Origin of the sequence: Tangfeifania diversioriginum, assembly GCF_900141875.1 — a bacterium.
GTDB classification, from domain to species: domain Bacteria; phylum Bacteroidota; class Bacteroidia; order Bacteroidales; family Prolixibacteraceae; genus Tangfeifania; species Tangfeifania diversioriginum.
The window spans coordinates 180,085-192,389 of the sequence record NZ_FQZE01000005.1; the positions used below are offsets into that span (position 1 = coordinate 180,085).

A 12,305-nucleotide genomic window follows, 5' to 3' on the forward strand; every position below is an offset into this window, starting at 1 on the left:
TTTGAATAGGAGGCAATAAATGTTTAGATTTTAGATTTCAGGTTATTAGCTGATCATTACTGTTATTAAATTTAAAATTATATTTTTGTGTGTACGTACACGGAAAATTAAAAAATCAATAAATAATGAACAAAATTTCAATAGTCGTTCTTGTTGCCGTTGTTTTGGCAGCTTGTTCAGGAGGCACTAATTCATCACAAACAGAAAAAACAGAACCCATGTTTACAGGTGCAAAAAATGAAGTAAAAATCATGACGCTCGACCCCGGTCATTTTCATGCGGCACTGGTTCAAAAAAATATGTACGAACAGGTTGCCCCCACTGTTCATGTGTATGCGCCCGAGGGACCTGACGTGCAGGGGCACCTCAATTTAATTAACAGCTACAATACACGTGCTGAAAATCCGACGTCGTGGGAAGAAAAAGTATATACCGGTCCAGACTTTCTGGAAAAAATGCTGGAGGAAAAACCCGGCAACGTGATGGTTACTGCCGGTAACAATGCGAAAAAAACGGATTACATTTTCAAAACAGTTGAAGCAGGGATAAATGTGCTGGCCGATAAACCAATGGTTATTACGCCTGAAAAATTCCCTTTGCTCGAAGATGCGTTTGAAACAGCAGCGGAAAATAATGTACTGCTTTACGACATCATGACTGAACGCTACGAAATCACAACTATTCTTCAGCGGGAGCTTTCGCAACTTCCCGAAGTTTTTGGAGAACTTGTAAATGGAACCCTCGAAGAACCGGCCATTACCAAAGAAAGCGTGCACCACTTTTTTAAATATGTCTCCGGAAGCGCCCTGAAACGCCCGGCATGGTTTTTCGATACAGAACAGCAGGGCGAGGGAGTAGTTGACGTAGGTACACACCTGGTTGATTTAATTCAATGGGAAGTTTTCCCGGAAGAAATTCTGAGCAAATCAGACGTAAACATGCTGTCGGCAAAACGGTGGGCTACCAATCTCACACCCGAAATGTTCGAAAAAGTGACCAAGCTTGATGAGTTCCCCGACTATCTGCAGAAAGATGTGGAAGACGGTGTTTTAAAAGTGTTCAGCAACGGGGAAATCAATTACACACTGAAAGGTGTGCACGCCAAAGTTTCTGTTATCTGGAATTTTCAGGCACCCGAAGGCGCCGGCGACACACACTACTCAATTATGCGCGGCTCCAAATGCAACCTCATCATCAGGCAGGGCGAAGAGGAAGGATACAAACCACAACTGTATATTGAAGCAAATACCGGTATCGATATTAAAGAATTTGCCGGAAGCCTTTATAATGGCGTTCAGGGATTAACTTCAAAATACCCGGAAATTGAACTGGAAAAACTGAACGAAACAACATGGAAACTGAATATTCCCGACGTATTAAAAGTTGGCCACGAAGCCCATTTCGGTCAGGTAACCGAAAAATTTCTGCAGTATCTGGTTGACGGGGAATTACCCGAATGGGAGGTTCCGAACATGATTGTAAAATACTATACTACAACCGAAGGACTGAAGGCTGCAATGAAATAAAGTATATAAAATTCCAAATATCAAGAATCAAAAATCAAACAAAACCAAATTCAAAGTTCCAGACAATGCATGGATGAGTTTTTTGAATTTTGGAGAATTGAATAATTGAAATTTATTTGAGTTTTGGTTTTTGAAAAATTTACTCTCCGAAGAAGGACAATTTTACTTCTTCCGTATGATAGTCATCCCATCGCGCAGCGGCAGAATGACTTTTTCCACCCGCGAATCCGTTTTAACCGTATTGTTGAAGGCGATGATTCCTTTGGTTTGCGTATCGTCCGGCGAAGGTTTTTGCAGCACTTTATTGCTCCACAAAGTGTTGTCGGCTATGATGTAACCGCCGGAGCGTACTTTCTCAAAAATCAGGTTGTAATAATCAATATATTCACGCTTGTTGGCATCGAGGAAAACGAGGTCGAATGTCTCATCGATTTCGGGAATAATTTGCAGCGCGGGGCCAATCCGCTGCTCTATTTTACCGGCCAGCCCGGCTTTTTCAAAATATCTTGCTGAAAGATATTCCAGTTCATCGTCCACTTCAATGGTAATCAGTTTACCGGTTTCCGTTAATCCTTTGGCCAGACAAATTGCGGAGTATCCCGTAAAAGTCCCCACCTCCAGAATTTTTTCAGGTTGAATCATTTTCGACAGCATGGTGAGCACCTGCCCTTGCAAATTCCCGGAGAGCATTCGGGCTCCCAGTACTTTCAGGTGGGTTTCACGGTCGAGCTCCTGCAAAACCGGATCTTCTTCATCAATGTGCTCTAAAATATAGTTATCTAAATCTTTCATTTTCGAAATGGTATAAAACCAGATTTCTAATATTGAGTAATTTGTTTTATCATTTTCAGTGCAAATCCAATATCTTTTCTCCCCTCCGGGGAGATAAAGAGGGGCTTTACCTGTAAACCAGCCGGCTCATCTGATCGGGTTGCAGGACTTCATTGGCGGCCTCCATCAAATCAGCAGGAGTAATTGCTTCAATTTTTTTGAAAATGGTTCGCATCGGTTCCACCTTGTTAAAAAGCAGGTAGCTTTTACCAATAGTCAGCATCAAATCCTCGCGGTTTTCGGTTGAAATGGCAATTTGCCCGATTATCTGCTTTTGGGCTTTTCGCAGCTGAACGGTACCAAGTTTTTTCTCGCGCAACAGTTTAAATTCTTTCAGTACCAGGTCGGTGGCTTTTCCCAGGTTTTCGCGGTCGGTGCCAAAATACACATTAAACAGGCCGGTGTCAGAATAGGCGGTGTAGCCCGATTCGATGTTGTAAGCCATTCCCTTTCGCTCGCGCAGTGCCATGTTCAGCCGCGAATTCATTGCTTGCCCGCCAATAATATTATTCAGCAAAACCATGGTGATCCGTTTGGGATGCAAAATATCGTAAGCTACATTTCCTATAACACAATGCGACTGAAAAGTGTCTTTTTCCATAATCCGGATTCCGGGAATGTAATTTTGAAAGCGTTCCCTCCCGTTTTGGCGGGTGTTTGCCGGAGCAACTCCAAAATACTTTTCAATCAGTTTTACCAGTTTGCCAAAATCAATTTTCCCCACCGAACTGATAACCATTTGGTCGGTGTGGTAATTATTCTGAATAAAACGAAGAATGGACCGACGGTTCAGTCGATTTAAGTTTTCGGGGGTTCCCAGAATATTTCGCGCAATGGGATGGCCGTTGTAAACCAGCTCTTCAAATTCATCAAAAATTAATTCCGATGGCGAATCTTTATACGAATTGATTTCCTCAAAAATTACTTCCTTTTCACGGTTCAGCTCCTTTTCTGGATACGTACTGTTAAAAAGAATGTCGCTCAGCAATTCGGCAGTGCGATCGTAAAATTCAGCCAAAAATGTGGAAAACAACGTTGTTTCTTCTTTGGTGGTGTAGGCGTTCAGCTCGCCGCCAACATCCTCAATGCGGCTTAAAATATGAAATGCCCTGCGTTTTTGAGTGCCCTTAAAAACAGAGTGCTCTATAAAATGAGCCAGGCCATGCTCTTCCGGCTCCTCATCACGTGAGCCGGTATTTATGAGAATGCCCAGATGGCCAACCGGCGAATCGGTGGGCTTGTGAATAAGCCGGATACCATTCTGAAGTGTATGTGTCAGAAATTCAGTTTCTACCATTGAATTTTATTAATCAGCCTGCAAAAGTACGAAAAGTAATGTGCAACACAAATACCGGAAAATCGGGCTGCATGGTAAACAAAATTGTGACTTTTTTCCTTAATAGATTGAGCGCACAATTTTTATGTGTTTCATATAATGTTATTTTTGCACCTGATGAAATTAAAAAATATCATATCCCTGTTGTTGCTAACGGTTTATTCAATCGTTCTGGCACATAATTTCATCCCGCACCATCATCATTATGAACTGGCTTCCAATTCGGAAACAACTTGCCAGATAGAAAAGGAACAAAATCAGTGTTGTAACGATTTCTCGGTTCAGGATAACGAGCATGACAGTCATTCGCATAACTCGTGCAATTTCAACGAAAAAATAATTTTAACAAAGTCGGATAATCTTTCACCGTTATATTTTCCGGCGAAGATTATTGGTATTGTTTTTTCTAAACCGGTAAAAATATCGTTTGCCGACCTGTATATTCCCATTCAATTGTCCGATCGGCACCCGCACCACATTCAACTCAGAGGACCTCCCGTAATTGCATAATTTTTTGCCTTCCTGAAATTGAATTCCCAACTTTTTAAAAAAAGCTGAAATCACATAGTTTTTTCAGTTTTAAGAAAGTGACGGGCTATCTGTAATATTTCGGAGACAAAATTCCAAACCTGTTAATTCCCATTACAATATTTGCAGAGAGAATACTTTTCAAGATGATGTAACTTATTAATTATGAAAGCAATAAATTATTTTTTTGTTTTGTTTGTGCTTGTTTTTGGAGCCTGTCAAAATCATGAAAACGAAGCGCATGATCACGAGAATGAGCATAATGAAGAAAACGAAGGACATGAAAATGAGGATGCGCATGACCATAGTGGTGAGACTGTGAGTTTTCAGTACACCTCGTACCAGTCGGGGCTGGAACTTTTTATTGAAACCGAACCTCTTGTAACCGGGGAATCCGCTGGCATTCTTACCCATGTTTCAAAACTTGACAATTTCAAACCACTTGCCGAAGGAAAAATAACCGCCAGCCTGATGGTTGGTTCGGAATCCATTCGGCAAACACTGGAAACGCCTACCCGCGAGGGCATTTACCTGTTCAGTCTGAAACCAAAGACTTCCGGAAAAGGAATGCTCCACTTCGAAATTGAAACGGCAGATTCCACCTTCTCTGTTACTATTGAGGATGTGGAAGTTTTTGCCGATGAACACGATGCCATTCACGAAGCGGAAGAGGCGGCCACCGGCCATCCCAATGCCATCATTTTTACCAAAGAGCAATCGTGGAAAATTGATTTTGCCACCGGACTGCCGGATGTCGGGGCTTTTGGCAAGGTGATAAAAACCACTGCACACATTCAGCCAGCTCAGGGCGATGAGGTAATTCTGACGGCTCAAACGAATGGCGTGGTAAGCTTCAGCAACAACTCGCTCACCGAAGGTACAGAAGTTATTGCCGGAAATTCACTGTTAAATTTATCGGGCGCCCGGCTGGCAGATAACAACATGCAGGTTCGGTTCAACGAGGCGAAAATTAATTTTGAAACCGCCCGGGCCAATTATAATCGAATGGCCAAACTGGCAGAAGACGACATAGTTTCGCAGAAAGAACTGCTGAATGCGAAAAATACATTTGACAATGCCCGGCTGGTTTATGAAAACTTTCAGCAAAATTTTAGCGAAACCGGCGAAGTAATCAGAAGTCCGGAAACCGGTTTTGTAAAACAGCTCTACGTTTCAAACGGACAGTATGTGGAAGCAGGCAGTCCGCTTGTGAGCATTTCCCAAAATAAAACCCTTTTTCTGAAAGCCGAAATTCAGCAGCAACATGCCAGTGAATTGCCATTCATCAAAACGGCAACTGTCCGTTCACTGAACAATTCTGTTTATTCTCTTGAACAGCTGAACGGCAAAGTTGTTTCGTTCGGGAAAAGTGTGGCCGATGAAAATTACCTGGTTCCTTTTACCCTTCAGATTGAAAACAGGCAGGGTTTTGTACCCGGCAGTTTTGTGGATGTTTTTCTGAAAGCTCAATCCAATTCCGAAGCTTTAACAGTGCCCAATTCAGCATTAATAGAAGAACAGGAGAATTTCTCTGTTTTGGTACAGATTACGCCCGAAGAATTTGAAAAGCGGGAAGTGAAAACCGGGAAAACAGATGGAATCAGAACCGAAATTTTAAGCGGACTGGCACCTCATGAGCGAATTGTTACCCGCGGCAGTGTGCTGGTAAAACTGGCTGGCGATTCCAATACGCTCGATCCTCACGCCGGACATGTTCACTAAAAAGAAACCAACTATGTTAGATAAGTTTATAAAGTTTTCACTAAAAAATAAACTGCTGGTTATTGTAATGGCAGTGGTTATTATGCTCGGGGGGATTTACAGTGCATCCGACATGGATATCGATGTATTCCCCGACCTGACGGCACCAACAGTTGTGGTAATGACCGATGCACACGGGATGGCAGCGGAAGAGGTAGAACGTTTGGTTACTTTTCCCATTGAAACTGCGGTTAATGGCGCCACCGACGTACGGCGGGTCCGCTCCAATTCATCGCTGGGCTTTTCTTTTGTTTGGGTTGAATTCGACTGGGGGACCGATATTTACCAGGCGCGCCAGATTGTGAGTGAAAAACTGGTAACCGTGTCAAACGAAATGCCCATTGGTGTTAATCCGCCAGAACTGGCCCCGCAATCATCGGTAATGGGCGAGGTGCTGTTCATTGGAATGCAGGCCGATTCTACTAGCATGATGGAACTCCGGACCATTGCCGACTGGAACGTGAAACCGGTGTTGCTTGCTACGGGCGGTGTCTCGCAGGTTACAATTATTGGCGGCGATTACAAACAGTACAAAGTACTGGCTGAGCCGCAGAAAATGAAATATTATGATGTTTCGCTCGATGAACTGGCCGAAACCTGCCGGGGGATTTCACAAAACTCGGCCGGAGGGGTGGTGCGACAATATGGAAATGAATATACTATCCGCGGCGTAGCCCGTACTTCGAACCTGGAGGAACTCGGAAATTCGTATATCAAACAAATAAACGGGCACCCGGTGCGGGTAAACGATGTGGCTGAGGTGGTAATCGGTGCGGCAGTAAAACAAGGCCACGCCTCGCAAAATGCCACCCCCGCTGTTATCGTCTCCGTGTCGAAACAGCCAAACGTTAACACGCTTAAACTCACGGAAAACATTGAAGCCAATCTGGCAGATCTGCAAAAAACACTGCCTTCGGATGTCCGGCTCGACACCAAAATTTTCCGTCAGGCCGATTTTATCGAAGAATCGGTAGGGAATGTTCAGCGTGCACTTATTGAAGGGGCCGTTTTTGTAATTATTATTTTGTTCCTCTTTTTGGGTAGCTTCCGTACCACTATTATTTCTGTCATCTCCATTCCGCTGTCGCTGCTGGTGGCCGTGCTGGTTTTTAAAGTTATGGGAATTACCATCAACACCATGAGCCTGGGGGGAATGACAATCGCCATTGGTTCGCTGGTTGACGATGCCATTATCGATGTGGAGAATGTCTATAAGCGGCTGCGGCAAAATCATAAAAAACCAAAAGAAAAGCGGCGTTCGGCATTCAAAGTTGTTTTTGAAGCTTCAAAAGAAATCCGGGCTTCCATTCTGAATGCCACCCTGATTATTATCGTTGCTTTTATGCCGCTGTTTTTCCTCTCCGGAATGGAAGGCCGGATGCTGAAACCGCTTGGAATTGCGTACATCGTTTCGCTATTTGCCTCCCTGATTGTGGCTTTGACCGTTACTCCGCAATTGTGTAAAATGCTGCTCTCGAAAGAAAGGTACCTCGAACGGAAGCAAAAAGACGGATGGTTTACCCGAAACCTTTTTGCAGGTTACAGTAAATCGCTTACCTGGACGATGCGCCACAAGACAATAGTTTTGGGAACCACAGTTGTTTTCTTTATTGCTGCACTGCTCACCATGACATCAATGGGCCGCAGCTTTTTGCCCGAGTTTAACGAAGGAGCTTTAACCATTTCGGCAGTAAGCAAACCCGGCATTTCGCTGGAAGAATCCAATGAACTTGGCAACCTGATTGAGGAAGAACTGCTGAAACTCCCTGAAGTTACCAGTACCGCGCGGCGCACAGGGCGCGGCGAACTGGATGAACATTCGCAAACCACCAACAGTGCCGAGGTGGATGTAAACTACGAACTTGACGAGCGGGACAATGAAGAATTTCTGGCCGATGTGCGGCAAACGCTGGCTGGCATTCCCGGAATTGCTTCCACAGTGGGGCAGCCGCTGGGCCACCGCATCGACCACATGCTTTCCGGAACCCGCGCAAATATTGCCATCAAATTGTTTGGCACCGATCTTAACCGAATGTTTCAACTCGGGAATCAAATTCAAAATTCGTTAACCGGAATTGAAGGGCTGGTAGATGTGAACGTGGAGCAACAAATTGAAATCCCACAAATTCAGATTCGTGCAAAACGCGATATGCTGGCCAGTTACGGAATTTCGCTGAACCGCTTTAATCATTTTGTGGATGCCGCTTTTGCCGGCGAAAAAGTAGGCGATATTTATGAGGGACAAAAAAGTTTCGACCTCATTGTCAGGTTGAACGAAGATTACACCGAAAGCAGGGAAGGAATTGAAAATGCGCTGATTGAAACAGGCGACGGGAAAAAAGTACCGCTGAATCAGGTGGCCAATATCGTTTCAGCATCCGGGCCCAGTTCCATCAGCCGCGAAAACGTACAGCGCAAAATTGTGGTTTCGGCCAATGTTGCCGGCCGCGATTTGTTAAGCGTGGTGAACGAGATAAAAGAGCAGATAAACACCAACATTGTTTTGCCCGAAGGCTATCGCATTGAATACGGAGGCCAGTTTGAAAGCGAGGCCCGTGCATCGCGGACGTTGCTGTTTGCTTCGCTGGTGTCAATTTTGTTGATTTTTCTTATTCTTTTTCAGGAATTTCGAAATGCAAAACTCTCCGGGATTATTCTGCTGAACCTGCCGCTGGCACTTATTGGCGGAGTTTTCACCATCTATTTTACCACGGGAATTATCAGCATTCCGGTAATTATAGGGTTTATCACATTATTTGGCATCGCCACCCGCAACGGAATTCTGCTGGTTTCCAATTACAAGCACCTGCAATCGAAAGGAACCTCGCTTCATGAAACCATCATCAAAGGGTCAGTTGACAGGTTAAATCCTATATTAATGACCGCTTTAACAGCAGCGCTGGCACTCATTCCGCTGGCTATGAACGGCAATGCTACCGGCAACGAAATTCAAAGTCCCATGGCAAAGGTGATTCTTGGCGGTCTGCTGACCTCCACGCTGCTTAATATTTACGTTGTTCCAATTGTGTACAGTTTAATTCAAAAAAATAAAAAAAATGAACCGGATACTCATAAATAGCTTACTGCTGCTGTTGCCGTTTGGAATTATGGCACAGCCAGATATCAAACAGGTCCTTTCTGAAATTGAGCAAAACAACACCACGCTGAATGCATTCCGCAATTTGAATGAGGCACAGAAGGTGGAAAACAAAACCGGCATTTACCTGGAAAATCCGGAAGTGGAGTTTCACTATTTGTGGGGCGACCCGGCAGCAATGGGAACCCGACAGGATTTTGTGGTGTCGCAGTCGTTCGATTTTCCAACTTCTTACGGCTTTAGAAAGCAAATTGCCAACGTGCAAAACAAGCAGGCTGATTTGGATTTTCAGATGAAACGAAAAAACATTCTGTTTCAGGCAAAAACTATTTGCACCGAATTGATTTATCTGAACGCAATGAACAGCGAACTGGAAAAACGGGTGCAACACGCCCGGCAAATTTCGGAGGCGTACAATGCAAAATTCGAGAACGGCGAAACCAATATAATAGAAAAAAACAAGGCGCAGCTGAACTTACTGAATGCCCGAAAAGCTTTGCAGGAAAATGAAACCGAACGGGAAACTTTACTTGCAGAACTGAAACGTTTGAACGGAGGGACTTCCGTTAATTTTAATGTAAGCGAATTTTCTGAAGTTCAGCTACCGCTTGATTTTGATAACTGGTTTGCCGAAAACGAAAAGCAAAATACGCTGCTGCAACAAGTTTCGCAGAAAGTGGAGATGCGTGAAAAACAGATCAAGTTGACCAAAGCGCTGAACCTGCCGAAATTCTCGACCGGCTACATGTCGGAATCGGTTGAAGGGGAAGCGTTTAAAGGAATTGCACTGGGAGTCAGCATTCCGCTGTGGGAAAATAAAAACACGTTAAAACTGGCCCGGTTGCAGCAAAAAGTTGCCCAAGAAGTGGCTGCCGATGCGCGGGTGCAAAGTTACAACCGGCTGAAAACCCATTACGAAAAGGCCAAACGGCTGCAGGAAACGCTGGCTGATTACACGGAAGTGCTGGAATCGGTCAATTCAACCCTTTTGCTGAAAAAAGCGCTCGATGCCGGCGAAATATCGTTGATTGAATACATGATGGAACTATCGCTATATTACGATACCATCGACAATATTCTTTCCACCAATAACGAGTTGCACCAGGCACTTGCAGGATTGTATTATTACGAATTGTAAATATAGTCATCCGATGAATAAGTAGTTGGCAGGTGTGCAGGGTAAAATCTTGCAGGATTTGGTAAAATGATTCATCGGATGACTTTTTTGAATTTTGAATTGTTTATTTGTCGCTTTCCTGCAAGATCTGATTAAAATTTTTTCCAAACTGCCAGGAACAAAAGTATCCAGCCGGCAATAAAACTCAGACCGCCAATGGGAGTAATTGCCCCCAGCCATTTTATGCCCGACACGGCAAGAACATACAAACTTCCGGAAAATAAAATGATCCCGGCCGTTAGCAGAATGGCCGACCATTTCAGTAATTCAGAAGGAAATGAGACAGCAAGAATTCCGATTAACAGCAAACCCAGCGCATGATAAAAATGGTATTCAACCCCGGTTTTAAATGTTTGCATCATGTCCGACGATAGTTGAGATTTTAATCCGTGTGCACCAAATGCTCCCAGCGCAACTGCCAATGCCAGTAGCACCGAGGCAGTCATCAAAATTGTTTTACTCATTTTTCTGAAATTTTAATTTCCGAACTATTCTAACAAACAGGTCCATCTGAAGTTCTTGTGATTTCAGAAAACCGGGAAAAACAAAAACAGGACACCAAAGGACAGGCTTTTTGAGCAGCTTTTATTAATTTGCAGGATAAATAAATCCGTTTAAATATGGAACAAAAAGAGAGTATTTTTACATCACTTCCAAATGAAAAGGAATTGTTGAGTTGGTACCGAAACCAGCCGGAAGAATCCAAAATTGTTCCCGACATCAACGGGCATATCCACACACCTCACTCCTTCAGTGCTTTTTCCGATATAGAGCTGGCTTTTCAGATGGCCAAAACCGAGGGGATCAGCGTGCTGGGAGTCAACGATTTTTTCACTACCGCCGGGTATGAAGAGTTTGCCCAACTGGCTGAAAAATTTAAAGTTTTCCCACTGTTTAATATTGAGTTTATTGCGTTGCAGCAGGATTTGCAGCAGGCCGGAATCCGCGTGAACGACCCGAACAATCCCGGTCGTACTTACTTCAGCGGAAAAGGGCTGCGCTATCCGGTACAAATGAGCAGCGAATCAGAAGCAGCAATCAAAAAACTTCAGCAAAACAGCAACCAACAGGCTTATCAAATGGTTGAGAAACTGAATGCCTTTTTTGTTGAAAATCAAATCGAGCTGCATTTTGATGCGGCCGAACTGCACAAGAAGCTGGCAAAGGAACTGTTCCGCGAGCGGCATATTGCCCAGGCTATTCGCACAACCATTTTTGAAAAAAAGAATACCCAGGATGGCAGAAAGCGATTGTTCGAGAAAATATTTTCAGGAAAAGAACTGAAAGTACCAATCGGGAAAATGGCTATGGTAGAAAATGAAATCCGTAGCAACCTGCTCAAAGCCGGCGGCCCCGCTTTTGTGAAGGAAAATCCGGATGAATTCCTGTCGCTTGAACAAGTAATGGATATTATTACCGATGCCGGCGGAATTCCCTGCTATCCTGTTCTGCTCGACGATGCAAAAGGAAACTTTACCGATTTTGAAGCCGACAAGGAAAAGCTGCTGCAAACCTTCAGGGAAAAAGATATCTGGGCCATTGAATTAATTCCGGGCCGCAACAACTTTGAAATTCTGAAAGACTTTGTGAGTTTCTTCCATAAAAACGACTTCATCGTTACGTTTGGCACCGAACACAACACCCCGCAGCTCGATCCGTTGAAAGTGACCTGCCGCGGTGGTGTGGATCTGGATGATGAATTAAAACAAATAAACTACGAAGGTGCTGCCATTATCGCCGCCCACCAGTACTACATCGCTCGCGGTATGATGGGGTGGTTAAATGGGGAAAAAGCCAGGGTGACTGAAAAAGAAAGATTTATTGAATTGGGCAAAGCGGTGATAAATCGATTTTTGAAAAACTAACACCGTCCTTCAGGGCGGTGCCAAAAACCAACAGGATATTACACCGGATTTGATGAATATTTTGTTTTTTTTATTGATACAAAATATTCATCAATACTTCGTTAAATAATTAAGCGGCAATAGTGCCATAATATATAAGTTCATTGACATGGTTTCGATTTTTAGCAGAGTATGCATTCACACC

General features: G+C 43.8%; 9 protein-coding genes. 6 read left to right on the forward strand and 3 right to left on the reverse strand.

The window, feature by feature from the left end; genetic code table 11:
* The first annotated feature begins 125 nt into the window (after positions 1-125).
* On the forward strand, positions 126-1,526 hold the full coding sequence (locus BUC07_RS05185; protein WP_073166582.1) for a putative oxidoreductase C-terminal domain-containing protein: 1,401 nt from the start codon (positions 126-128) through the stop codon (positions 1,524-1,526).
* 162 nt (positions 1,527-1,688) lie between these two features.
* On the opposite strand, the gene BUC07_RS05190 is transcribed toward BUC07_RS05185, so the two are convergent.
* Both BUC07_RS05190 and BUC07_RS05195 read right to left on the reverse strand, forming a co-directional pair.
* Positions 1,689-2,318, reverse strand: coding sequence for an O-methyltransferase (locus BUC07_RS05190; protein ID WP_073166585.1), 630 nt, complete (start codon positions 2,316-2,318; stop codon positions 1,689-1,691).
* A gap of 106 nt (positions 2,319-2,424) precedes the next feature.
* Positions 2,425-3,654, reverse strand: a complete 1,230-nt coding sequence (locus BUC07_RS05195; RefSeq protein WP_073166588.1) for a M16 family metallopeptidase — start codon at positions 3,652-3,654, stop codon at positions 2,425-2,427.
* A 156-nt stretch (positions 3,655-3,810) separates the two neighbouring features.
* Here BUC07_RS05195 and BUC07_RS05200 point away from each other — a divergent pair, with 156 nt between their 5' ends.
* The 4 genes from BUC07_RS05200 to BUC07_RS05215 all read left to right on the forward strand — a co-directional run bounded on the left by BUC07_RS05200 (position 3,811) and on the right by BUC07_RS05215 (position 10,217).
* Positions 3,811-4,203, forward strand: coding sequence for a DUF6769 family protein (locus BUC07_RS05200; protein WP_139279480.1), 393 nt, complete (start codon positions 3,811-3,813; stop codon positions 4,201-4,203).
* Between the two features lie 183 nt (positions 4,204-4,386).
* The gene (locus BUC07_RS05205; RefSeq protein ID WP_083578102.1) at positions 4,387-5,943 is read left to right on the forward strand and encodes an efflux RND transporter periplasmic adaptor subunit; all 1,557 of its coding nucleotides are present in this window, start codon (positions 4,387-4,389) and stop codon (positions 5,941-5,943) included.
* A gap of 13 nt (positions 5,944-5,956) precedes the next feature.
* Positions 5,957-9,061, forward strand: coding sequence for an efflux RND transporter permease subunit (locus BUC07_RS05210; protein WP_073166649.1), 3,105 nt, complete (start codon positions 5,957-5,959; stop codon positions 9,059-9,061).
* Positions 9,039-10,217, forward strand: a complete 1,179-nt coding sequence (locus BUC07_RS05215) for a TolC family protein (protein WP_073166595.1) — start codon at positions 9,039-9,041, stop codon at positions 10,215-10,217. The genes BUC07_RS05210 and BUC07_RS05215 overlap by 23 nt, the downstream gene beginning before the upstream one ends.
* A 131-nt stretch (positions 10,218-10,348) precedes the next feature.
* Here the strand turns inward: BUC07_RS05215 and BUC07_RS05220 are convergent, their stop codons facing one another.
* On the reverse strand, positions 10,349-10,720 hold the full coding sequence (locus tag BUC07_RS05220; protein WP_073166598.1) for a DUF423 domain-containing protein: 372 nt from the start codon (positions 10,718-10,720) through the stop codon (positions 10,349-10,351).
* 156 nt (positions 10,721-10,876) lie between these two features.
* On the opposite strand from BUC07_RS05220, the gene BUC07_RS05225 reads away from it, so the two are divergent.
* The gene (locus BUC07_RS05225; RefSeq protein ID WP_083578103.1) at positions 10,877-12,121 is read left to right on the forward strand and encodes a PHP domain-containing protein; all 1,245 of its coding nucleotides are present in this window, start codon (positions 10,877-10,879) and stop codon (positions 12,119-12,121) included.
* Positions 12,122-12,305: the final 184 nt, after the last annotated feature.